Below are 23,893 nucleotides of genomic sequence, written 5' to 3' on the forward strand. Positions count from 1 at the left end.
CTAGAGCCTGCGTAGTCCACTGAGCACCCTTTCGAGCATATTGAGGTCTGGCTGTCCCTGGTCGAGGCGTGGCGCGTGCAGGCGAACGAGCCCTTCGTCCGACATATCCGCCACCAGCACGCGAGCCACGCCCAGGGGGACACGGAGCAGGGCCGAGATCTCGGCGACCGACCGGATCGAGCGGCAGAGTTGCATGATCGCATCCTGCTCGGGAGTGAGCAGGGCCATCTCGTCGTCCGGAATGGACATGGACGAGATCAGCGTCTCCATCGCCAGGTGGTAGCGCGGCTCTGAACGGCCGCCGGTCACCGCGTAAGGACGGAACAGGGGCTCGTCGTCGTCCCCGGCCCCGCTAGTGCCGTACACGGCCCTGTCCCATCATCTGCATGGCGTCACCGCGTCCTGGCCGCCTGCAACTCCGCACGCAGCGACGGCGTCAGGGCTTGGCCTGCCCGGTCGACGAGCAGCGTCATCTGGTACGCCACCAGGCCCATGTCACAGTCTGGCCCGGCCAGCACAGTCAGCACCGAGCCGTCGCTGATCGCCATGACGATGAGCAGCCCGCGCTGCATCTCCACCACGGTCTGCGACACAGCGCCGCCCTCGAACACCCGGGAAGCGCCCACCGTGAGGCTCAGCAGCCCCGCGGAAACCGCGGCGAGCTGGTCGGCCCTGTCCGGTGGGAAGCCCTCGGAGGTGGCCAGGCACAGCCCGTCCGCTGAGACGACGACCGCGTGTGCGACTCCGGGCGTGTTCCGCACGAAGTCGGTGATCAGCCAGTCAAACCGATGTGCCTCATGGCTGAGGGTCGTCACTCGCCCTCCCTAGGACGCTTACTCACTCTCGTTCCTCCTGTTCACGTACTTCAGCACGACCGCGCCGCACTCCCTGCTGATAACTCGCCATCCGGCTGCGCACTCGGGTCGCGGAGACCGGCGGCATCGGAGCCTGCCGCTGCTGCGGCTGCTCCGCCTTACCGGCCGTCCCCGGTACGAGGTTGGCCTTGGGCGTTCGCTTCGGGAGTCCGGCAGCGGTGACGCCGCCGAGGCTCGGATCGCTAGCGGCAGCTGCCGCACGCCATCCGGCGTCCGCAGCGGTTCGCCACGTTTCCTCCACAGAGGGTACGGGTTGCGCGGGGGTTTGCTCATTCCGGTTCGGTTCCGGTGCTATATCTTCCGGAGGCTTGCGGAACCAGGCGGACTCCACCGAGGCGAAGATCGGCAGGAACTCCTCCTGCTCGGCCTCCATCGGCGAGACCTCGACCGAGGGCGGTGGCTGCGCCGGCTTGCGCACGTCGTTGGTGTCGTACCTCGGCGGCGTGGGATAGGAGTTGTCCGCGCTCGGATACGACGGGGAGGAGCCGATCCGCTCGGGACCCGGCGTCCGGGTGGGACCGGACGGGAAGGGATCCGACGGGAACGGGTCCGAGGGGAACGCGTCCGAGGGGAACGCGTCCGACGACGGGTAGGACGGCGACGGCGTGCGCTGCGGCGGACCGCCACGCGAGGGCAGTCCCGGTGCCGGCGGCTGCTGCGGCGGGCTCTGCGGTGAGAAGGCCTGCGGCGGGGGGCTCGGGTAGGACGGGTAGGTGCCGGAGTCGCTGGAGTGCGACTTGAAGGCGCCTCCGTCGGTGTCGGCGGTGAAGGGGCGGGCGGTGCCGGCGCCGTGGTCGAGGGAGTCGAGGGTGCCGAAGGAGCGGTAGCCGTTCTGCACCGGCGCGGCGGACCGCTGCGGGGCCGGTGCGCCGGCTTCGGCGAACCCGGCGGGACGCTGCGGCAGCGGCGGCTGGTTGGCGTCCTGGATCAGGGTCGGCGGCAGCAGCACCATGGCGATCAGCCCGTCGCCGTCACCCTTGCGGAGCTGGACCCGGATGCCGTGGCGCAGCGCCAGCCGGCCCACCACGAACAGGCCCATGCGGCGCGACACCGACACGTCCACGACGGGCGGCTCGGCCAGGCGACGGTTGGCCGCGGCCAGTTCGTCCGGGGTCATGCTGATGCCGGCGTCAGTCACCGAGAGCAGGGCGCCGCCGCCTTCGATGAGGCTGCTGGAGACCACGACCTGGGAGTTCTTCGGCGAGAACTGGATGGCGTTCTCGACCAGCTCGGCCACGAGGTGCACCAGGTCGTTGGCGGCGCTGCCGAGCACGGAGGTGGCCCGGTGCACCTTGACCTGGACGCGCTCGTACCCCTCGACCTCGGAGAGCGCGGCGCGCACCACGTCGACCAGTTTGGCCGGCTGGCTGCGCCTGCGGGTGGGCTCGTGCCCGGCGAGGACCAGGAGGTTCTCGGAGTTGCGCCGCATACGGGTGGCCAGGTGGTCGAGCTTGAACAGGTCGGACAGCCTGCCGCCGTCCTGCTCGCCCTTCTCCAGGCCGTCGATCAGCGAGATCTGGCGCTCGACCAGGGTCTGGGTGCGGCGCGAGAGGTTGACGAACATGGCGCTGATGTTGCCCCGGAGCTCGGCCTCCTCGCCCGCGAGGCGTACCGCCTGGCGGTGGACCTGGTCGAAGGCCTTGGCCACCTCGCCGATCTCGTCGTCGCCGTCGATCGCGATCGGCCGGATCTCGGGCGCGGCGTCACCGGAGACGCGCAGTTTGCGCACCACGTCCGGCAGCCGGAACCCGGCGATCTCCAGCGCCTCGGTGCGCAAGCGGCGCAGCGGCGTGACCATCGACCGGGCGATGGCGACGGTGAGCAGCAGCACGAGCAGCAGCAGGCCGAGGATCAGGCCGGCGGTGACGAACGCGTTGCGGGTCTCCGCGTCACGCAGCTCCTGGCTGCGCAGGGCCACCTGCTCGCTGAGCTTCTTCTCGATGCTGCCCAGGGCGTCGATGGTGGTGGAGTTCTCGTCGAACCACTGGTCGGGGGCGGACTTGTCGCGCGTGGTCTGGGCGAGCAGGTTCGACCGGATGCGGACACCGGGAGCCTTGCCGCTGGCCAGCGTGATCGCGCGGGACTTGGTCAGCTCGGTGTTGTAGTACTCGGGGATGGTCAGGGCCTTCTGCAGGGCCATGCCGACCTCGGCGCCCGCCTCCTGGGCGATGGTGGCGATCTCGCTGCGCTGGGCCGCGTTGGAGGCGATGAACCGCTCGATCTCCTTGGCGTCCACGCTGGCGGAGTTGTAGTGGCCGCGCAGCAGCTGGACGCGCTGGCGGGAGACCTGCTCCTCGGCGCGCGTCAGCGCGTTCAGCGCGCGGAACTGGCCGACGATCTGCGAGTCGTCGCTGAGCAGGCTCAGCTCCTCGTGCAGCCGCAGCAGGGTGTCGAGCAGGGTGTCGTAACGGGTGGTGTCGCGCTGTCCCTCGGCTCTGGTCCTGGTCAGGGAGTTGAGGTCGGTGTGCGCCCGCTGGACGACGCGCAGCACGCGTTCGCCGTAGGACTCGTCCATCGACGACAGGTCGGCGCGCACCGTCCTGACCAGGCGGTCGACGTTGGCCTTGCGCTCGGCGTAGGGCTCGGCGAGCTTCTTGCGCAGGCTCCTGGCGGCGTTGGACCAGCCGCCGGTGTCGCGCTCCAAACCCAGCGCCTGTACGAGATCCCGGATATGGCCTGCCTGCTCGGCGGCGACGGCGGTATGATCGTATTCGTTGATGCTCTGGACGGAAGCCACCACGCGCGCTCCCCCGAGCACGACTCCTGCGATGGTGGGCACCAGGACGAGCGCCGTGAGGCGCCATCGCACGCGCCAGTTGCGCAGCGCCAGCCGTGGCAGTAACCGCCTTCCGCGGTCCTTCGCGGCGCTGAGGCCGCTGTCGGAACTCCCCGTAGTCACAACCGCCGCTACCCCTCAATCATCCCGTCCACGACGGGTCGTCAGGCCGTCCACAAGCTATCCGCAGCATCCGACTAAACAGTCCAAATCGGACGCAATCGTTACAAATGTGGACGTCAGACGTGTGCTCTTGGTTATCGCAATGCTGCGAGCACGGCGTCGCGGACCTGATTGCGCTGTGCCTCGTCGCTGAGGGGGCGTCCGGCGCGGTCAAGCACGTAGAACACGTCCACCGCCTCCGCGCCGAGAGTCTCTACGCGAGCGGCTCTCACGTCAAGACCACACTCTCCGAAAGCCCGACCGATACGCCACAACAGGCCTGGCTTGTCATGGGCTCTGACTTCCACCACGGTGGCCGTGGCGGAGGCATCATCGACCAAGGTCACACGGGGTGGAGCGACCGGCACGCGGGCGGGTCTCATCGATCGTGTACGACGTGCCAACCGCTGCTCGATGTCAAGACGCCCAGCAAGGACGAGACGGAGATCCGCCTCCAACGTGGCGGGATCCGGCGGCGAGCCGTACTCGGGGGTCACCGAGAACTCGATCATGGCAGTGGAGCCCGCCGACGCGGCCGAGGCCGAGCGGACCACCATGCGATGCGCGGCCAGCACCCCGGCGGCGCTCCACAGCAACCCCGCCCGGTCAGGGGCCACCACCGTGACGGCGCCCCCGTTGACGCGGATGGCGCCGCCGCCGTGGCGGGCCAGCGCGGCCTGCTCCGCCGACAGGACGGGCGCCTTGGGCGGCGGCGAGCCGGACAGCACCGAGCGCACGCGGCGCACCAGGTCGGCGACGAGCCCGGCCTTCCACGAGTTCCAGGCGGCGGACCCGGTGGCGGTGCCGTCGGCGACGGCCAGCGCGGCCAGCAGCTCCAGCACCTCGCGGGAGCCGACCGTGGCGGCGACCTTCTCGATCGTGACGGGGTCGTCCAGGTCCCTGCGGGTGGCGGTCTCGGGCAGCAGCAGGTGGTGCCGGACGACGGTGGCGAGGGTCTCCACGTCCGCCGCAGGCAGGCCGAGGCGGACGCCGATGTCGCGGACCACGACCTCGCCCGTGACCGAGTGGTCGCCCGGCCAGCCCTTGCCGATGTCGTGGAAGAGCGCCGAGATCAGCAGCAGGTCGGGGCGCGATACGTCGCGGGTGTGGCTGGCGGCGTTCGCGGCGGCCTCGATCAGGTGCCTGTCGACGGTGAAACGATGGATCGGGTGGCGCTGCGGACGATGCCGTACGCGCTCCCAGTCAGGAAGGAGTTTGACAAGGATGCCCGCCTGGTCGAGCTCCTCCCACACGGGCACGGCCGCGCGGCCGGCGCCGAGGATCGACACCAGCGCGTCGCGGGCCTCCTCGGGCCACGGAACCGGCATCGGCGCGGACTGAGCTGCGAGAACGGACACGGTCGCGGGGGCCAGCGGCAGCCCGGACTCCGCCGCCGCGGCGGCGGCGCGCAGCACCAGGACCGGGTCCTTGCGCGGCGTGACCCCCCTGGCGAGCACCACCTCGCCGCCGTGCTCGACCACGCCGTCGGCCAGCGGGCGGCGCCCGCGCGGGGCCGGTCCTGACACCAGCCTGTCAACCGAGCGCCAGGTGGCGTCGAAAGCGTGCGAGATGGTCCGGCCCGCCTCGGCGAGCCTGCGCATGAGCGCCTCGGCGTCGAGCAGGCCGAGCAGGCCCGCCACGGCGTCCTGCTCCTGAAGCACCAGTTTGTCCGCGCCGCGCGCGGTGACGACGTGCAGGGCGTGCCTGACGTCGAGAATGAATTCGTAGGCCTCGCGGGGCCGGGGACCGGGCGCAGAGGCCACCCAGGCCGCTGCCACGGCCTGCATCGCCTGGACGTCGCGCAGCCCACCGCGGCCGTCCTTGAGGTCGGGCTCGAGGAGGAAGGCCAGCTCGCCGCTGGCCTGCGCCCGCTGGTCAGCGGCGTCGCGCAGCTCACTCAGCCTGCGCCTGGAATCGGCCCGCCACTCGGCGAGCACCGACTCCCTGGCCTTCCTCGTCAGCTCGGGATCTCCGGCCACGTGCCGGGCCTGGATCAGCCCCAGCACCGCCTTGAGATCCTTCCTGGCCACCGTCACGGCCTCGTCCACGGTGCGTACCGAGTGGTCGAGGCCGACGGCGGAGTCCCAGATGGGATACCAGATCCGGTCAGCGATCCTGGCGACGTCGTCCCTGCCGTTGTGCAGCAGGACCAGGTCGAGGTCGCTGCCCGGAGCCAGCTCACCCCGGCCCAGACTGCCCACCGCCACCAGGGAGACGTGCTCCCCGTCGCTGGCCGTACGGAACAGGTCCTTCAGCCACCGATCGGTGTCCGCGGTCCGCTCCTTGCGAGCCGCGGAGAACGAGCGTGCCTCGCCTCTCACCAGAACCCCCCGAGGTCTGCCTGGACGCCGTCGTCACAGGGCTTCTGGTCCGCGCTCCCCTGTGCGTACCCGGATGACGCTCTCAACCGGGACCGACCACACCTTGCCGTCGCCGATCTTGCCTGTCTGGGCCGCCTTGACGATGACGTCGATCACGTCTTCGGCGTCGTCCTCCTCGATGAGGACCTCCAGCCGGACCTTGGGGACCAGGTCCACCTGGTACTCAGCGCCGCGGTAGACCTCGGTGTGACCGCGCTGACGGCCGTAGCCGCTCGCCTCGCTGACCGTCATGCCCTTGACGCCGAACTGCTCAAGGGCGGCCTTGACGTCATCGAGCTTGAAGGGCTTGATGACGGCTGTGATGAGCCTCATGCTTCCACCTTCTTCGGTGCCGGAACCGAGGTGACAGGGCCGTTGGGGGAGGAGACACCCGAAGCGTGAACCGAGCCGAGGTCGTAGCCGGTCTCCGCGTGGGTGGTGATGTCGATGCCGGTGACCTCGTCCTCTTCCTTGATCCGGAAGCCCATCGTCTTGTCGATGATCTTACCGATCACGTAGGTGACGATGAAGGAGTAGCCACCGACCGCGACCGGGCCGAGGATCTGCAGCCCGAGCTGGCCGAAGCCGCCGCCGTAGAACAGGCCCTCGCTCTGCTGGTCCAGGAAGGGGTAGGCGGCGAGAAAGCCGAGGGACACGGCGCCGACGACGCCGCCGACCAGGTGCACGCCGACCACGTCGAGCGAGTCGTCGTAGTTGAGCTTGTACTTCAGCCCGACGGCCCAGGCGCAGATCGCGCCGGCCAGGAGGCCGATGACCATGGCCGCCCAGGGGTCGACGAAGCCACAAGCCGGGGTGATGGCCACCAGACCGGCGACCGCGCCGGAGGCGACGCCGAGACTGCTGGCGTGGCCGTCACGCAGCTTCTCGACCACGAGCCAGGCGCCGGCCGCGACGGCGGTGGCGATCTGGGTGTTCATGAAGGCCAGGCCGGTCGTGCCGTCCACGGCGAGCTCGGAGCCCGCGTTGAAACCGAACCAGCCGAACCACAGCAGGCCGGCGCCGAGCAGGACCAGCGGCAGGTTGTGCGGCCGCATCGGCTCCTTGCGCCAGCCCTTGCGCTTGCCGATGACCAGGGCCAGGGCCAGGGCCGCGGCTCCGGCGTTGATGTGCACGACCGTGCCACCGGCGAAGTCCTCGATGCCCATGGTGTTGAGCCAGCCGGTGCCCCACACCCAGTGCGCGACCGGGAAGTAGACGATCGTCACCCAGACGGCGCTGAAGACCATCCAGGCGCCGAACTTGGCACGGTCCGCGATCGCGCCGCTGATCAGGGCGACGGTGATGATAGCGAAGGTCAGCTGGAACGCGGAGAAGACGAGGCTGGGCATGCCCGTGCCGTCGTCCTTGGTGGGAAGGTCGACCAGGCTCTGCAGCCCGAGCGCGTCGAAGCCGCCGACGAAGTTGTTGATGGCCGAGCTGGGGTTGTCGGTGAACGCGAGGGAGTGCCCGAAGAGCACCCAGGCGACGGTGACCACGATGATGGCGCCGAACGACATCATCATCATGTTCAGGACGCTTTTGGCCCTGGTCATACCGCCGTAGAAAAGCGCGAGGCCCGGAGTCATCAACAGCACCAGCGCTGTGGCCGCGAGCATCCAGGCCGTGGTGCCGCTATCGATCTTCACGACGCGACCCTCCTTAACTGTGACGTGTCGCCACAGCGTGTTCGCCCTCCGTTTCGGGGCTCGACCTTGCGTGTTTCACGTACGTGAATCTCGCCGCGCCGGTGTTTCGCTCAAGTTTCGGTCGGCTCACTTACCGAATTAGGAGCGTTTGATGCTCTACGACAGCTATGTCGGGTCGACGTGCTGGACCACGGCCGTACCGGGTGGCTCAGAGCCGGCTCCAGAAGCGGCGCAGATGAGGGACCAGCTCGGCGGCCCGCTCGTCGGGGAAGAACAGCCGCCCGTCCTCGATCTCGACGATCTCCCTGACACCCGGGAGCGTGTCCCGCAGCCAGCGCGCCCAGCTCAGGTCGAAGAACGCGTCGCCGGTGCCCCACACCACCAGGGCCGGCACGGGCAGCACCGTGAGCCGCGCCTCGATGGCGACCAGGTCCTTGGCGTCGAGCAAGGTCAGCAGGCGTTCGAAGTCGCGGCCGCCGTCCGGCTTGGCGAGGATGGGCCGCAGGAAGGCGTCGACCAGCGCGACCGGGTCCTCGATGTGCGCGTAGCCCTGGCCGTACGCGCTCGCCGCCAGAAGCTCGGGCTCCCCCATCAGGGCCGCCATCATCGGCGCCAGCTCACCGCGGGCGGCCAGCTCGACGGTGGGCTTGAAGTCCTCGGGCGGCAGGTTGGTGTGCACGTCGCAGTTGGTGAGGGTGAGGCTGCGCAGCCGCTCGGGATGGGTGACGGCGAAGATCTGCGCGATGGCGCCGCCCGTGTCGTTGCCGACCAGATCCACCTGGTCCAGGCCGAGGCCGTCGCAGAGCTCGGCCACCGCCTCGGCCATCGCGGGCAGCGACAGATCCGCCCGCGACGCGCTGCCGCCGTGCAGCGGCAGGTCGATGGCCACGCAGCGGCGCTCGTCGCGGAGCTCGGCGATGACGTTGCGCCACAGGTGGGAGCTGGTGCCGACGCCGTGCACGAACAGCGCGACGTCGCCCTCGCCGACGCCGACGTAGTGGATGTCCTTCATGGGTCCTCCAGGATTACAAACCGACTGTCGGTTTAGGAAATTACCGACTGACTGTCGGTTTGTCTACAGTGGTCCCATGAACCTCAAGGCGGAGCGCGGCGCGGCGACCCGCGACAAGGTCCTGGCCATCGCCACGCGGCTGTTCGCCGAGCACGGCTACGAAGGCACCTCGATCGAGGCCGTGCTGCACGAGTCGGGCCTCAGCCGGGGCGCGCTCTACCACCACTACGCGGGCAAGGACGCGCTGTTCGAGGCGGTGCTGGAGGCGACGGAGTCGGCCATCGGCGTCCAGCTCATGGACGCGGTACGCGACATCGCCGACCCGGCCGAGTCCCTCAAGACCGGCATTCGCGCCTGGATCCGCCTCGCCGGCGACCCGGTGATCCAGCGCATCGTCCTCATCGACGCCCCCTCGGTCATGGGGTGGGAGCGTTGGCGCGCCCTGGAGGAGCGCTACTCGTTCGGCATGCTCAAGACGGCCCTACGACGCACGGGCACCGTCCCCGACGCCTACCTCGACCTGCACGCCCACATGCTGCTCGCCGCCGTCAACGAGAGCGCCCTGCTCGTGGCCAGAGGCGGCGACCACACCACCGCCGAAGCAGCCGTCGAAGACTTCCTGATCCGCCTCCTCCGCCGCGCCTGACACGCCGTACGACCTTCCACACCGGCACATCACCATCAGCCTTAGCAAATCGGCGGCGGCCATCCGTGTCCCGCGATCGGAGCATCGTGACAAGTCGCAACAAATTAGACCAGTGGTCGTATTTCGAGGAGCGAGGTCTGGCGGAGAGGTTCGAGTGCTCGTGGATCGAGGCGCCCGACTACCGCACGGTGGTCACCGCACTGCGGGCGGAGGAGGAGACACTCGCCTGCGACCTGAACCAGGCGCGGCGGTGGTATCTCACCTACTCAGAAGAGGACCTCCTCTGGGTGGCCGAGCAGAGCACCGGCTGGGTCAAGATGTTCGCCGTGTCCGGGCTATCCCCGTGGCGCGCCCTCGAATCGCTCCCGCAGCCGGGCGGGCGGTCCTACCATCTGTCCTACTACGCGGGCGAAATCACCGAACCGATCTATTTCAACGGGAACGAGTGGGAAGACACCATCCCCGACGATCACTGGGACCGTCCCAGACAGGAGGGAGCAGATCTCGTCGGCTCCCCTGTCATCGGTCGGGAGATGAACTTCTACCTCGCCGCGCTGGCATACACGACCGGCCGATTCATCGACGACACCTGGTTCACCACGCCGGGCCTGCTCTGCCGTATCCCGAATGGAACGTGGGCCCATGAATGACCAGTGGCAGTGCCTGCTCAGCGCGGGACTGGGCAGCGGATTCACCGGCACCTGGGTCGAGTCAGGCGATGCCGAAGCCGTGGCCACCCTGCTCGGCGCGGACCTCGCCTCCCGCCAGGACTGCGGCCTGGCCACCGCCATGACCCACTACCGGCCGATGGCCTTCACCGAACGCGTCTGGACCGGCCCCCACGCCGACGGCTGGACCCACGCCCTGACCATCAGCGGCCCACCCCCGGTGACCACGGGCCTGACGGAAGCGGGCCTGCGTTTCCTCCAGATCCGCACCATGGACGACTACGTCCACGATCTCCTCTACGGCGACGGCGTCACGACCGCCTGGGCGCCCCAGCGGTGGTACGGCGAGATCATCACCGAACCCGGCTCCATGATCGAGCCCTACCTCCACGAAGCCGCCCGACCTAAGATGCCGGAGGCCGTACATTCCGGATCCGGAATCACCGAACCCGAGGACCACAACCGGGCCTGCCTGGACATCTATCTCTTCCTCACCGGGCGCATGAGCGGCCGGTTCATCGACCGTGCATGGCTGGACGAGAAGAGAGCCCTCTACACCATCCCGCCGCCATCGATGAGATAGCAGAGCCCTCGGCGGCTCTTTGCAGATCTCGATCATCACTGACCGGGCTGGGCGACCCTGCGTACGCCTACGAGGAGGGCGTGGCATAGGTGCCGCGACCCGGCACGGTGAACACCGCGCCTCGCTCACGCAGCAGCGCCAGTGCCCGTCGCACCGTGCCCTTGGCAACGTCGTACTCCTGGGCGAGCTGCGATTCGGATGGCAACGGCATGTCCTGGGCGAACCGGCCGGCCCGCACCTTCGCGGCGAGATCGTCAGCGATCGCCTGGAACATCCACCCCGAACGCGGCTCACGCGGCGCGTCCTCGGGACCGACGTAAGAACCCTCACCCCGCAGGGTGTAGATGACGCCTTCTTCACGCAGCAGGGCAATGGCTCGCCGCGCGGTGATGCGAGCCACGCCATGCTTGGTCACCAGTGCGTCTTCGCTGGGCACGAGAGCGCCGGGCGCGAGATCGCCCGATTCAATCCGCTCGCGGATCAGCGCAGCGACCTGCCGGTAGAGCGGGATGGGCCCGCGCGGGTTGAGCACGCCTACACATTAGATGTCCCAATACATGCCACCATCGGCCACTACATGCCTGAGAGCGGTATATCCTTGTCTTAGAAGTTCTAAGACAAGTGCTATATCGATAAGAACATGTCAAGGTACGGTTAACGAAGCCCTGGTCCGTAGCGCGGACGCCGGGTGCGGGTGGTTCCCGCTCCTCCGACTGGAGGGACGGGGGCAGCGGGGCCACCTACAGCGAACAGCCGTTCAACCTGTGGAGCCTGATCATGGAGAAGGTGCCCGACTTTCACGGCCCGCATGTCCGCTCTCGGCGGTTTGACGCCGAGTCGGTCGAGTGGCGTGAGCCGATTCCCCGCTTCCAGCGGGTACGGGTGCGGCGGCACACCTGTGAGTGCAAGCCGCGCGTCTACGAACTCCGCACCGCTGGAGGACTGGCGTGGATACGCAGGACCGACCGGCTCAAGTCCGTGATCAAGGTCAGCGAGAGTCCCCCGCGCTTGTTCGGCGAGGTTGAAGAGCTGTGGGAGAAGCTCCTCGCAGGACAGGCTGAATAGACATGCGGCCATGCCCGTTCTGGACCTGCCCGGCTTCCTCAAGTCCGGCCATTCGGGCTGTGGCGAGGCCCGTGACCTGGGGCGAGGTGAGAGATGGAGCCGGGCTGAGCATCGACACCATCGGGTCTCTGCCTGACGGCTAGGCCTTCGGCTAGTCTCGGAGACAGCGGGACCTGACTGTGGCTACCAGCCAGGTCCCTTGCCCCCCAAGGTAAGGGAAGTTTCACAATGATGAAGGTCAAAAACATGGAAGATCGGGTCAACGACCTGGAATCCTGGGCGTTCCGGACCGGTCGGGATATCGCCGAGATGAAGGCGGTTCAGGCTGAGATGCAGGCGGTCCAGGCTGACCACACGGAGCGTCTGGACGGGATTGAGCGAGGCGTGCGAGCCCTGCTCGACCACTACGGCATTGACCCCCAGCCGGCCGACGCCTAGTACTCCAGTGACACTTCGCGATCATGGCTCGGATCTGCGCTGGTAGTGACAACGTCGGGCGGTGGCTTGGTGTCGGCGGCGCCAATCTGACCAGCGCAGGACATCGGTGAACGAGCGATGGCAGGTCAGCAGGAGGGTGGCCAGCAGGCGGCGGATCTCGGGCACTGTCAGCGGGATGCGGTCCGTGGCGGTGCTGGACGGCTGGGCGGCGGCGATGGCCGCCAGTATGGCCAGGGCGAGCATGGCCAGGGCGATGTGCCGGTGCCAGGCCGTCCAGCCGCGTGCTTGGTAGTGGTCCAGGCCGACTTGGCCTTTGGCGGCCTGGAAGGACTCCTCGATCGCCCAGCGGACTCCTGCGATCTTGACCAGGGTCATCAGCGGCTGCCGGGGGGGCGCGTAGCAGCGGTAGAAGGCCAGCTCGCCGGTGGTCAGGTTGCGTCGGATCAGCAGCCACCGATACCCGTCCGTCTCGTTTTCGTCGATCCGCGCCCAGGCCCAGGCGTACCAGCGCGGGCCTTTGGCGCCCTGCCCGGCGCGGTAGCGGTGCCAGTGCCGGTCGGCCACCCGGGCGGCGACCTGGGCCGCGCTGAGCTGGACGCCGTCGAGGTTGATGCGCCGGTTGCCCGCGATGGCCAGCACGTATCCCATCCGGCGTTCCTCCAGGGCGGTGCGCAGGCGCGGGTCTTGGCCGTAGACCTCATCGCCGGTTACCCAGTGGGCGGGCACGCCGGCCTCCAGCGCGGCCAGTACCATCGCCGTGGCCAGGGCGGGCTTGGTGGCGAAGTCGATCTCGTCCGGGATGCCGGCCGCCTGGCAACGCTCGGCGTCGGCCAGCCAGGTGTGGGCGGGCAGGTAGAGCCGCCGGTCCAGCAGCGCCCGCCCGGCTGGGGTTGCGTAGGCGAGGAACACGCCGATCTGGCAGTTCTCGATCCGGCCCGCGGTGCCGCTGTATTGGCGCTGCACCCCGGCTGAGCCGGTGCCCTTCTTGACGAAGCCGGTCTCATCGACGATCAGCACGCCGCCGGGTCCGAGCCGGTCGACCACGAAGGACCGGAGGTCATCGCGCACCTTATCGGCGTCCCAGCGGGCGGTGCGCAGCAGCCGCTGCAGGGTCTGAGGGCCGACCAGCCCAGTGCCATCGCCAGGGCGTCGGTCACCAGTTCGGTGCGCATGTGTTCGGCCATCGCCCAGCCGACGATCCGGCGGGAGAACACATCCAGCACCACTGCCAGGTAGACGAAGCCCTGCCACGTTGGCACGTACGTGATATCGGCGGTCCAGAGCCGGTTCGGCTCGGCTGCGATGAACTGGCGTCTGACCAGATCGGAGGCGGCCGCAGCGCGCCCGTCGGCGATCGTGGTGCGACAGCCTCTACGCCTGCTCACCCCAGCCAGCCCAGCCCTGCGCATAAGCCGGGCCACCCGCTTGCGACCCACCCGGACCCCGTCGAGTTCACGCAGGTCGGCATGGATACGCGGCGCACCATAGATCTCATCCGAGGCCCGGTGATGCTCGCGGATCCGCTCCGTCAACTCGGCGTCGCGGCGGGCTCGAGCCGATGGTCCGCGCAGCTGGCGAGCCGCCCAGGCGTAGTAGCCCTGGCGCGACACACCCAGCACCCGAGCCAGTAGGGAGACCTCGTGGTGGTCCTTCTCCGCATGAATCAGCCGGAACTTCATCTCGGCAGATCCGTCTCCCGCGCGAAGAAAACCGCGGCCTTGCGCAAGATCTCTTTCTCCTCGCGCAGGATCTTGTTCTCGCGCCGCAGCCGGGCCAGCTCGTCCTTCTCGGCGCTGGTCAGACCGTCTTGGCGGCGGCCGTCATCGAGGTCGGCCTGGCGCACCCAGGTACGGATCGACTGCGCGGACGGCTGGAATTCTTTGGCCAGCTCCTCCGGCGTCCTTCCCGCGCGCACCAGCTCCACCATCTGCCGGCGAAACTCCGGCGGATAGTTGTTCGGCACAGCAGACTCCTTCTTCCGGGGACCAGGGTTCCCCAGAGATCAGGTGTCCACCAAACCGGGCCAACTCCAAAACCGCTACGCATCCGCCCTACAGCAGACGGATGCGTAGCGGTCCCGACGTGACTCTTCAGGTGTCATCAGTCGGCGAGCAAGAGGCTACAAAGGCATCCTGCCCTGTACAGAATTCGACTGCGTCTTCTCTGGCTGCTGCCAAATATTCGTCGGCACCAGGTGCCACCTGAAGAGATCCGTTCGATCTGCCGGAAAGTCATCGAGCGGGGCGATGAGGCGGGGCGGGCCGAAATTCCAGTCCCACGGCCAGTGACGGCGGGCGCCCTCGGTCACGTTGTACTCGTAGACCTTGTAACCCACGTCGAGTCCGACGTGGCTCCAGGTCAGGTCCACCCATCCCCACGCCCCGTCGCGGACCGTCGCTGCTAGATCGGTGGGTGCAGCGATATAGGGGCACCCGACGTGGTTGTTTGCCTTGTCAGCGTCGCTTTGATAGGCCCAAGAATTGTAGTATCCTTTATCTTCCTGAAGAGCATTCCTTTGCGCGATAACGGCAGCGGACTGGCCTGGAGGTATGCCGTCTTGAGCGAACTTCGAGGGAAAGGGCGTATATCTGGCTCCGCGCATCTCTCGGTCATCGCTCCGGTAGGCGGCTGTCGTTGGCACGACGCCTGAGGCTTCGAGAGGAGCCACGGCGGTTGTCGCTGCGCTCGGATCAAAACCTCTCTTTGGGATGTTCACAAACCTGGCCCTGTAGATCGACGGCTCGTAATCATTTTCGGCACGACAGCCCAGGGTCACTCCGGTGGAGTTCACGTTGTACGAGACAACGACGGTGTCGCTTTCTGAAGAAAGACCTTCATGCAAGTGAAGATCGTAGACTATCTTGAAATCTGGCGCCTTCTGGATCTGATCGGGTAGGCTGTACAGCTTTACCCTTGCCGTCGTGAAACCGTAGCGAGAGGTAGATGGGTAGGCCACTACCTCGTGAGAAGTCGGATCCAGTGTTACGATCCAGTGTCTGCCGTTGAGGGTCACGACGCTGTACATAGCATCTGTGTAGCCGGTGCCCAGGGGAACTGCTTTAGTCTGGCCGGTAGCTCCTCCATCCGCGGACCATTTGCCGCCGCCGACATAGAAGCGCCAGGAATTGAAGTCGACAAGGTTGGCCTGCAGCACTCGTGCTAGGAATGGCTTCTTGCGGAAGTTGGCATCAACCACGCCCCAGCCGTAGATGTAGGTGAATCCGTCCGGAGCGTCGATCACGGCATCGCCCCACACCAGAGGGTTGTCGGTGCCGTAATAGCTGAATGCTGGGAGATCCTGCGGGGTTACGTTGACGTTGCTGGAGTTCTCCAGGCTTGATAGAGGGATCGTCGCAATGCTGGTGTTCCTGAAGGCTTGGCCTGACCCCTTAAGGTAGAACCATACGACGTTGTTGCCGGACACCTTGCCGGTCGCGCTCCAGTAAAACTCATCGCTCCTGTCGGGCCCGGTGGTGTTACTCCGTATCGGAGTCCACGCATATCGCTGCTCGATGGGAATAGAAGTGTCTCTCTCTTTACAGGTATTTCCTCCAGTGACGGTCTTGAGACTGGCGGTCGCCGGGTTCGTGCCCTGCTGCACGACGATGGAATTATGAAGCATGCTGCGGTCGAAAGTGGGGCGGAACACTGAATCGCCGAGGAAGGTGTCGGAGAAGAACCATGCACGATTCCCGCTGGGTAGTACGACCGACTGTGTGCCGTCCCCGCCACCCCAGTTCGCGCACATGTTCGCGTAGCCCTTGCGATCGGCGTGTCTCGCCCACATAGTGTTGAGCGCGACGTTCGGACCGGCGGGAGGCGTAACAGTACTGCTGGTAAGAGAGGCTTGCCAGGTGACTGGCTGAGCCACGCCGATCGGCTGCGTCGCGTTGACGTCAACATCAGTCCGAGCCACGATCAGCGTCGCAACTTCGCCGGCTGTGACAGAGACTGAAAGGTCTTTGACACGGTCATTCCCGACAGCATCTGCTCTTGCCCAGCGGAGTGGTTGACGGCCGGAGAGGGAATTCCAAACCACCAGGAGATAACGGAACTCTACACCGGTTGATTGATCGGGAGCCTCCACATGAATTTTGAGCTGACCTTGCCCACTAGCGGGCGGCGTGAATTCGAAATAAGAAGATCCGCCCGGGAATATCCACTGTCCGATATCGTTTGGCGCCCAGCTGAACGAGCCGCCCCACGGAAGGTTCTGCGGTGATACTTCTTTGGCACGAGCCGGCCGAGAACCCATTCCTGCAACGATGCTTCGCCATCGGCTGACGGTGTCCGGATCAGCATAACCGTCACCGGCCCCGAGGAAGTCACTGAGTGTGCCAGAGTCGACCGTCAGGCGGTAGTTCGCCACAGCGAAACCGAAGAGCTCATTCGATAAATTCTTCCCGTACCCCTCCAGCACTTGTGCAATGGCTTCGATGGGCCACTGATCATCCATTTCCTGCCATGTCCGCAGCACAAAATTCTGATCGGTGCGTTCGGTCAGGTATGACGCAACTATGAAGGCGCCGTACTGCCGCTCGCCCCCGAGGCCATCTGAGGCGTTGACTGCATGCTGTGGATGCCTTAAAAACGCGTCCAACGACCGCGCATATGCCTCGGCGCCCAAGGCCGTCGGTGCTGTGTTCAGGTACACCTTATGCACTGCCCACTCTGCGGTGGCTTCCATCCACCAGTTGATGGCGCTTATGGCGGTGGTGAAGTGGAGGAACGACATATAGTGATACTGGAATGCATGAAATAGCTCATGCCGCGGAAGGTAGGTGTACCATCCGTTGCCGCCGATATCCCCGGGATCCGGAGGAAGGAGTATTACCGGCCCTCCATCAACCACATCTCCCGTAGGGAAGGTGATTCCAGGGTTATTATTCGTAGAAACTCCGATATATATCGATATGTCATCTCCGGTCACGTTGAATCCCCATGACCGGTACTGGGTGAATGCCGTCGTGGTGGATGTCGACATTCGGTCTATGGCGTCAGGGATCTGGTTACCGTCTAGATCGGTCGCCGGGACGCCGTCGTCATATACCCGGCAGCCGGTATGGCATTCCTCGTGGTAGCTGACGCCATCAATGTTGTAGTAGATATTTATCGGCGGCGTGGTCTGTATCGTTTGCCTGCAGTCGAAGTAGTACAGTAAGAATGCGTAGGAGTCGGCACACTCCGACCATGCGGCGACAGAGGTGCTCCCCGAGGATGGGGGCTGTTTTCTAGGGCTAAGGGCTTGTTTCAGCCAGGCGCGAGTTTCGGGACTAGCTTGGTCGGCGAGTGATAGAGCATAACCCAGCGCCAAGCCCGTACTCTCCGACATGCCGCCGGTCGAACGGAGCTTTGCCGGCAAGCTGTCGGGCTTGGAGATCCGTTCCACTGAAAGCCGCACGTAGTCGTCGAGCGATATTTCTTTACGCTCCCATGCTTGGGACAGCTTGTCGTCCTCACCGAAATCTGGACGGCTGTGCGCGTTCAGCCTTGGACCTTGGCTCATTTTTTTTCGGTCCGCTCGCTGGTAGGGAGCGGGCAAGCTTGCCGAGGTCGCGGAAGAGGAGCCCTGCTTTGCTGATGCGGTTCCTTCGAGAATAATGGTACCGGTAATCAGCCCGATAGTCACTGCCAGGTATGCGGCGATCCACCTTCGTAGCGCCGTGATGCTCATACGCCCAGGCCCTTTCTTACATAGTGAGATGATCTCTACAGGTAACGGAGGCAGCATTGATAGAATTTTGCGCTGGTGTTACAATCGTGGCATATGGTGACGCCCTATTGAGGGGGCTGGGTGAAGAATCGACGAGCCGGTACTATCGCCGCTTTAGCTGCTGGCTTGTGGTGCGTACTCGGGTGTCAGCCACAAGTCGACAGAGAACTCATCGTGTCCAACGCGACGGAGGAGCCTGTTGTTGTTGTATGGGCGAAGAACGGCGTTCCCAGGGCGACAATTCCACCACGGGATAGGGCTAACTTGGGTTCATTTCTGGAGTATTGCGACACGCCGGATAGGAATGTGGTCCTGGAAGCCAAGACTTCAGACGGAAAGGTCCACTCTCTGAAGCCGCCAATATGCGAAGGGACAGTGTGGACCATCCGTCCGTAAGGAATGCGGGCCGCGCCACGCGACCGGCCATTGGCGATATCTTCTGGGTGGTCGTGACATGCGCCATGGTGAGCGAACGGGAAATAGCTTCGACGAATGGTGCGATGAGATCGGCAAACACTGCGAAAACGACGTGACTCTTCCGCACGACGGGTCCTCTCCGTGGCTCGGTCGTGAGCAGCGGTCATGGGACCCAAGGGACTGTTTGGCGCAGACCCACCATGATCACTCTGAAGCGCCATCATCTTCACATGGATGACACGGAAGATCCAGAACCCATATAGGGAAACTTCGCTTTCCTGTTTCCATTTCAAGATCTTTACGAGCGGCGGCTTGCAAGTCACGCCCGTTCCAGGTGCCCTCAGGCGATGGTTGACGCCCGGTCGGGGCGGACAGCCTGCACAGATATACGCTTCGCATCCGAAAAGCTACAGTCCATCACCGGAATATCCCCCTTGCAAATTCTCTTGCCGTCACACAGAATGACGGTCGGCAGTCAAGATCACTAGCAAAGAGAGGCCATGGGTATCGTCTTATCTGGCCGAAAGTCCCCCACGTGACCGTGCCTTCACCGGTACGTGCGCCCGCTCTTGTCCGTGGCTACCCCAGGTCATCGATCTATCGTCGGCCGCTATCGCCGTGGCGATCTCTGCTGCCGTTGTCCTTGCCGCGAGGATGCAGTCCCCTGACCGACCGTCATCCCCTTGCCTTCAAGCTTTACTGGCATCAAGGCGGTGAAGGCGGACCAACCCAGTGAGAAATTAAGCGGCGATCGGGCCTAGCTTCTGCACACCAGCCAATAAGACTTCCCAAAGGCAGATATAAGTCGAACCTGGCCGCCACTTCCGACGAGTGGAATCCTTCGCAAACTCTTTGCACTTCTGGAGAAATTACCTCCAGAATGACGAATGGAGGGATGGACATGTTCACGGCAAGGACACCTATCATTCCAACGATACTTATATTGGCGTCCGCTGGCCTAACAGGGTGCTCGCCCGCACCAGGAAGCAACGAGTTCCTCCATGTATATAACGATACCTCTGAACCCGTCAGGCTTTACTGGCACTCTGGGAAACCCGACCCAACCGCCACCCCCTATCAAACTATAGAGCCAGGGAAGATGGCAGACACCGGCATTGACAAAAAATGCCCCGCAGGCGTTGCAATAGCTGCCATAACTGAAAGTGGCGTCAAATATAAATACGGGCCACCCGTATGCGCCGATGCCACCTGGCGGATCGGCAAGAAGGAGTGACCGGAAATCTGTAGCGCACACACTTGACTCGACTGAAGGGTCGCACGTGCATTCTAGTGATCAAACACAGCGTCTACGTCGACTCTTTATCTAGATATCCTATCGCGCGTAGCTGAAATCCGATAGCGTCAAGCCTAAAACGGACACTATGTATATTACCTGGCTTGCTATAGCGCCTATTGCTTTATAGATCACAACCCGTTGACAGGAGACTTTATGTCACACGAACCTCACGTTCACTGGATTCTCGCATTTGACGCATCATGCGGCCAATGCACTGAAATAGCAGAGCGCGTAAAGCGGCTCGGCGGGCACCGAATCGACGTACTGCCGTTATCTAGCGCAGCCGTCGTCGAGTGGCGAGCCCGTGCACTTGGGGAGTCTGCACCATGGGCACCGACCCTAATCAGGGTCGAGCACGAGAAGGTTAGGGCGTGGACAGGTACGCCAATGGCCATCAGGCTCGCGGCTCGGCTGGGGATTAAGGGAAGCTACCGTCTTCTCAATGTTCTCGTCGAATCTCGGAAGGGACAGGAAGATAGTCAGGACTCTCGAGGAAGGAGGCGTTTTCTTAAGCTCGCCGGCCTGAGTGCGGCTGCAGCCGTGATCGTCGGGAGGGCTTCTCCGGCGTTTGCTGATCCGAAGCCTTCCCCTGCCCAACAGTGGGTACAAGCTAATAGGGCTAATCTTCCGACCACCTACGAAGCATTCAGTAAGCACGATCTTGCTTATCGGCGAGCAATCTTCGCCGAGCTACCCGCAAAGACTCGAAGTAATCTTTGGGTGGCTCATGTTAAGAGATATCGTGCAGCACACCCTCACCTTAATGAGGAACAGCGTGCGATTGTCGAAGATACTCTGGCTCTCTTCAGCGACCACTCGATCTTTGAAGGAAAGCCCACCCCTGAGACGAGTGCTAGGATGGTGCCACTGATTGAACGGGCTGTGAACGCGCTTGGAGCTGTCGAGGCATACTCACTGACTGCGGACCTGGGCCCCTCATCAAGCCTTACTCCGAAACCGCAGGAAGAGTCTGCCACGGCAGCGCTGGCCAACTGCTATTGCCATGCCCAATCTTCCGACAACTATTGTTCGCGCTACGGAGGCGGATACTCGTGCTGGTACGGGGGGTGCGCGACCAGCTCGCCGGGGTGTGGAGGCGGATGGATCTGGGAGTGTAATGGGATGTGCTGCGTTAACACAACGCAAGGTCCACTCTGTGCCTAGCCTCGATCTTTCGTGATCAAGGTGTGGTCGGCTGAGCGGTTCGGCTGAAGGTTGAATTGCGTGCTGTGGTCAGCATGCTGGCCCGGCTGTCGCGTCGGGTGGGCGGGGTTCCACGGGCCCGCGGGTGTTCCCTTTCTTGGTCGCAGGGGCAGCTTGTGGCTGGTCAGGTCGGGGCCGGCAGGGCTTGCAGGCGGGTCAGGGCGGTGAGGATGTCGCGGGCCCAGGGCCATCGGGCGGCGATGCGCAGGCGCAGGCGGCGACCACCGCGCACCAGCCGTCCGGCCACCGCGAACAGTCGCAGGCGCAGGCGTTTGGGCTCGTAGGTGCGGGCGGCGGTGCCGGCCAGGGCGAGCAGTTGCATCCAGGCCAGGAGTTCGCAGGCCAGCGCGACGAGTTCGCACCAGATCTGGTTGCGGGTGAAGTGGTGCAGCGGCAGATTCCGCAGGCCGGTGTCCTTGGCGCAGCGGATGCGGTCTTCGGCGCGGGCGCGGCGGCGGTGGCGTAGTTCCAGGTCGGCGAGCTGGCCTTGCTTGGTGTTGGTGACGAAGCAGGTGACGCGGTTGCCATCGACGTCGGTGAAGCGCAGTTGGGCGCCGGGGTGCGGGCGTTCCTTGCGGGCGATGACCCGCATCCCTTTCGGCCAGCCGGTCAGGTCCAGCAGCCCGGTCAGTTCGGCGACCCAGGCGCCGGGCCGGACCTGCCGGTCGGCGTCGTAGGCGGGGGTCCACGCGCTCTTGGGCAGGCGCAAGACGGCCTGCTGCACCTGCTCAGTCAGGGTGAACCCGATGGAGTACGACAATCGGCGGCCTGGCTTGGCCAGCCAGGTGAGGAACTCGTGGGTGCCGCCGCCGGAGTCGGTGCGGATCAGCACCTGCCGGCGGCGGTGTTTGGGGAGCTGGGCCAGGGCCAGGCGGGTGGCTTCGATGTGGTCGGCGGCGGTGTTGGAGCCGGCGTTGCCCGCCCTGAGCACGATGGCCAGCGGTTCACCGGAGCCTTGCGGGCCGTGGTCGGCGAAGACCGTCATCGGGTGGAAGCCGAAGGTGTGCTTCCAGGTCGGTGCGGCGTGTTCTTTGTCGGAGTGGGCGATGACGATGGTGGCGTCGAGGTCGAGGGGGATCAGCTCGCCGTCACTGCCCGGTGCCCTCGTTCCGGCTAGGTCCCAGGCACGTTCGCGGGCCAGGGCTCGCGCCGTGCGCAGGGCGTTGAGCGCCTTGGCCTCATCGCGGGCGAGCCGGTCGATCAGCCGGGAGACGGTCGGGTCGGAGGCGACGGGACCGAACAGGTCGGGCTGGGCTCGCAGCACGGCGATATCGGCCAGGCAGTCCCCGCCCAGGGCGAGGCTGACGGCCAGGTCGGCCACGATCTTGCCGGGGTCGTGCACCGCGCGCTCAGGCCGCCAGCGCTCCAGCTGCGCGGACAGAACCCGGTCCAGGCCGGTGACACGCAGCGTATGCAGGAGCAGCAGGGCACCCGCGTGGGAGAGGAGCCCGGCAGCGTCAGCCGATGCGGTGATCTTGCCGCGCGAAGCGATACTCTTCACTTGGAAAGTGCCTTCTGATCTGGTGTGGACAGGACTCTCGACAAGCCCCATCCTCCCAGCTCAAAGGCACTTTTCTTATGTGAACGATCAGACCTCACGAAAATTCACGGTGAAAGCCCGAGGCTAGTACTACAGTCATACTTTGTGATTTAAGCTGAAGTCATGGTTGATGAAGTGACGTCGAGCGACTTACAGGCCTGGGTTGCGGGGCTGGATGCGCTGTTCGGACGGGTGGCGGCCCGGTTCGGTCGGGTGGAACCGCGCAGGCAGGCTCGTGCCTATGTGATGGGGTTGTTGGCTCCGGTGGAGCGGAAGACCGGCTGGCAGTTGGCCGAGGCTGCCGGGGATGTCACCCCGGATCGGATGCAGCGGCTGTTGAACCATGCCCGGTGGGATGCCCGCCAGGTGCGGGCGGATCTGCGGGCCTATGTGGTGGAGAACCTCGGTCACCGCGATGCGGTGCTGATCGTGGATGAGACCGGGTTCCTCAAGAAGGGCACCAAGTCCGCCGGGGTGCAGCGCCAGTACTCCGGGACAGCGGGCCGGACGGAGAACTGCCAGCTCGGAGTGTTTCTCGCCTACGCCTCTCCGCTGGGCCGGACGTTGATCGACGCGGAGCTGTACCTACCGAAGTCCTGGATGGAGGATCGGCCTCGCCGTCGGGAGGCCGGCATCCCGGATGAGGTGGACTTCGCTACCAAACCGGCGCTGGCCCGGCAGATGCTCGCCCAGGCGTTGGACGCGGGTGTGCCGGTGTCGTGGGCGACCGCTGATGAGGCATATGGCATGGACTCCAAATTCCGGCGTTTCCTGGAACAACGCGGAGTGGGCTACGTGGTGGCCGTTCCGAAGAACCAGATCGTGGCGATGAGTCTTCGCGAGGGGGACAAGCGGGCCGACACCTTGGTCGCCGGCGCGCCGCCCGAGGCGTGGAAGCGCCTGTCGTGCGGGCCGGGCGCCAAAGGACCCCGGCTGTACGACTGGGCGCTGGCCACCGTGCATTTCGAGACCGAGCCCGGCTATCAACGCTGGCTGTTGGCCCGGCGCTCGTTGGTTCCCAATGCCAAGGGCGAACGGGAGATCGCCTACTACCTGTGCCACGGGCCGGCCGGAACACCGCTGGAGGAGCTGATCCGCGTGGCCGGGGCCCGCTGGGCGATCGAGGAATGCTTCCAAGCGGCCAAGAACGAGACCGGCCTGGATCACTACCAGGTCCGGCGCTTCGATGCCTGGCACCGCCACATCACCCTCGCCATGCTCGCCCACGCCTACCTGGCCGTCACCGCAGCTCACGCCCCAAAAGCCCAAGCGGCCTGGTCCGCCTCACACCCGCGGAGATCCGGCGTCTCCTGGCACACCTGACCACGGCCACCACCCGCCCGATCGACTTCGCACTGGCTTGGTCAACCCGCCGCCGAGAACACCAAACCCGTGCCCGGAGCAGCAACTACTGGAGACGCTGGCTAAAACATCACGAAATCAGGCTGTAGTACTAGATCCTGACGCGAAGACCCCCTCCGCAACCGGAGGG

Annotated in this window: 19 protein-coding genes and 2 pseudogenes; 8 read left to right on the forward strand and 13 right to left on the reverse strand. The window is 65.4% G+C overall.

The features are described 5' to 3' along the window. The 7 genes from IEY87_RS10225 to IEY87_RS10255 form a co-directional block, all read right to left on the reverse strand. Complete coding sequence (locus IEY87_RS10225; RefSeq protein WP_189138313.1) at window positions 1-366, reverse strand: DUF742 domain-containing protein; 366 nt, start codon at window positions 364-366, stop codon at window positions 1-3. 26 nt (window positions 367-392) lie between these two features. Further along, the gene (locus tag IEY87_RS10230; protein WP_189138314.1) at window positions 393-815 is read right to left on the reverse strand and encodes a roadblock/LC7 domain-containing protein; all 423 of its coding nucleotides are present in this window, start codon (window positions 813-815) and stop codon (window positions 393-395) included. Between the two features lie 22 nt (window positions 816-837). Beyond that, complete coding sequence (locus IEY87_RS10235; RefSeq protein WP_194511315.1) at window positions 838-3,774, reverse strand: sensor histidine kinase; 2,937 nt, start codon at window positions 3,772-3,774, stop codon at window positions 838-840. A 134-nt stretch (window positions 3,775-3,908) separates the two neighbouring features. Continuing rightward, on the reverse strand, window positions 3,909-6,134 hold the full coding sequence (locus IEY87_RS10240; RefSeq protein WP_189138316.1) for a [protein-PII] uridylyltransferase: 2,226 nt from the start codon (window positions 6,132-6,134) through the stop codon (window positions 3,909-3,911). A 33-nt stretch (window positions 6,135-6,167) separates the two neighbouring features. After that, window positions 6,168-6,506, reverse strand: coding sequence for a P-II family nitrogen regulator (locus IEY87_RS10245; RefSeq protein ID WP_189138317.1), 339 nt, complete (start codon window positions 6,504-6,506; stop codon window positions 6,168-6,170). Beyond that, a complete protein-coding gene (locus tag IEY87_RS10250; protein WP_189138318.1) occupies window positions 6,503-7,819 on the reverse strand; it encodes an ammonium transporter in 1,317 nt (438 codons plus the stop codon). Before IEY87_RS10250 ends, IEY87_RS10245 begins: the two co-directional genes overlap by 4 nt. 208 nt (window positions 7,820-8,027) lie before the next feature. After that, window positions 8,028-8,831 (reverse strand): alpha/beta fold hydrolase, encoded by an 804-nt coding sequence (locus tag IEY87_RS10255; protein WP_189138319.1) that lies wholly within the window; start codon window positions 8,829-8,831, stop codon window positions 8,028-8,030. A gap of 76 nt (window positions 8,832-8,907) precedes the next feature. Between IEY87_RS10255 and IEY87_RS10260 the strand changes: the two genes are divergently transcribed. The 3 genes from IEY87_RS10260 to IEY87_RS10270 all read left to right on the forward strand — a co-directional run bounded on the left by IEY87_RS10260 (window position 8,908) and on the right by IEY87_RS10270 (window position 10,728). Beyond that, the gene (locus IEY87_RS10260; protein WP_189138320.1) at window positions 8,908-9,477 is read left to right on the forward strand and encodes a TetR/AcrR family transcriptional regulator; all 570 of its coding nucleotides are present in this window, start codon (window positions 8,908-8,910) and stop codon (window positions 9,475-9,477) included. A 65-nt stretch (window positions 9,478-9,542) separates the two neighbouring features. Beyond that, window positions 9,543-10,127, forward strand: a complete 585-nt coding sequence (locus tag IEY87_RS10265; protein ID WP_189138321.1) for a hypothetical protein — start codon at window positions 9,543-9,545, stop codon at window positions 10,125-10,127. Continuing rightward, complete coding sequence (locus tag IEY87_RS10270) at window positions 10,120-10,728, forward strand: hypothetical protein (protein WP_189138322.1); 609 nt, start codon at window positions 10,120-10,122, stop codon at window positions 10,726-10,728. Before IEY87_RS10265 ends, IEY87_RS10270 begins: the two co-directional genes overlap by 8 nt. A gap of 67 nt (window positions 10,729-10,795) precedes the next feature. Here the strand turns inward: IEY87_RS10270 and IEY87_RS10275 are convergent, their stop codons facing one another. Beyond that, on the reverse strand, window positions 10,796-11,260 hold the full coding sequence (locus IEY87_RS10275) for a GntR family transcriptional regulator (protein ID WP_189138323.1): 465 nt from the start codon (window positions 11,258-11,260) through the stop codon (window positions 10,796-10,798). 245 nt (window positions 11,261-11,505) lie between these two features. Here IEY87_RS10275 and IEY87_RS10280 point away from each other — a divergent pair, with 245 nt between their 5' ends. Together IEY87_RS10280 and IEY87_RS10285 are read left to right on the forward strand one after the other, a co-directional pair. Beyond that, window positions 11,506-11,793 (forward strand): hypothetical protein, encoded by a 288-nt coding sequence (locus tag IEY87_RS10280; RefSeq protein ID WP_189138324.1) that lies wholly within the window; start codon window positions 11,506-11,508, stop codon window positions 11,791-11,793. A 228-nt stretch (window positions 11,794-12,021) separates the two neighbouring features. Continuing rightward, a complete protein-coding gene (locus tag IEY87_RS10285) occupies window positions 12,022-12,231 on the forward strand; it encodes a hypothetical protein (protein WP_189138325.1) in 210 nt (69 codons plus the stop codon). Window positions 12,232-12,252: 21 nt separating this feature from the next. On the opposite strand, the pseudogene IEY87_RS10290 reads toward IEY87_RS10285, so the two are convergent. The 4 genes and pseudogenes from IEY87_RS10290 to IEY87_RS10305 all read right to left on the reverse strand — a co-directional run. After that, a pseudogene (locus IEY87_RS10290) lies at window positions 12,253-13,362 on the reverse strand (IS701 family transposase); the annotation flags it as partial. Window positions 13,363-13,400: 38 nt separating this feature from the next. Beyond that, a pseudogene (locus tag IEY87_RS10295) lies at window positions 13,401-13,910 on the reverse strand (IS3 family transposase); the annotation flags it as partial. Further along, window positions 13,907-14,194 carry a transposase gene (locus IEY87_RS10300; protein WP_170247524.1) on the reverse strand — a complete coding sequence of 96 codons (288 nt, stop codon included), beginning with the start codon at window positions 14,192-14,194 and terminating at the stop codon, window positions 13,907-13,909. The pseudogene IEY87_RS10295 and the gene IEY87_RS10300, both read right to left, overlap by 4 nt. A gap of 156 nt (window positions 14,195-14,350) precedes the next feature. Then, a complete protein-coding gene (locus tag IEY87_RS10305; protein ID WP_189138327.1) occupies window positions 14,351-17,905 on the reverse strand; it encodes a DUF5005 domain-containing protein in 3,555 nt (1,184 codons plus the stop codon). 1,351 nt (window positions 17,906-19,256) lie between these two features. Between IEY87_RS10305 and IEY87_RS10310 the strand changes: the two genes are divergently transcribed. Together IEY87_RS10310 and IEY87_RS47130 are read left to right on the forward strand one after the other, a co-directional pair. Then, window positions 19,257-19,595, forward strand: a complete 339-nt coding sequence (locus IEY87_RS10310; protein ID WP_189138328.1) for a hypothetical protein — start codon at window positions 19,257-19,259, stop codon at window positions 19,593-19,595. A gap of 450 nt (window positions 19,596-20,045) precedes the next feature. Then, on the forward strand, window positions 20,046-20,822 hold the full coding sequence (locus IEY87_RS47130) for a bacteriocin fulvocin C-related protein (protein ID WP_189138329.1): 777 nt from the start codon (window positions 20,046-20,048) through the stop codon (window positions 20,820-20,822). A 163-nt stretch (window positions 20,823-20,985) separates the two neighbouring features. Here the strand turns inward: IEY87_RS47130 and IEY87_RS10320 are convergent, their stop codons facing one another. After that, a complete protein-coding gene (locus tag IEY87_RS10320) occupies window positions 20,986-22,413 on the reverse strand; it encodes an IS1380 family transposase (protein WP_225276912.1) in 1,428 nt (475 codons plus the stop codon). Between the two features lie 111 nt (window positions 22,414-22,524). Between IEY87_RS10320 and IEY87_RS10325 the strand changes: the two genes are divergently transcribed. Next, window positions 22,525-23,724, forward strand: coding sequence for an IS701 family transposase (locus tag IEY87_RS10325; RefSeq protein WP_189138331.1), 1,200 nt, complete (start codon window positions 22,525-22,527; stop codon window positions 23,722-23,724). Window positions 23,725-23,893 lie beyond the last annotated feature (169 nt).

It is taken from the genome of Nonomuraea glycinis (assembly GCF_014646515.1).
Classification (GTDB): domain Bacteria; phylum Actinomycetota; class Actinomycetes; order Streptosporangiales; family Streptosporangiaceae; genus Nonomuraea; species Nonomuraea glycinis.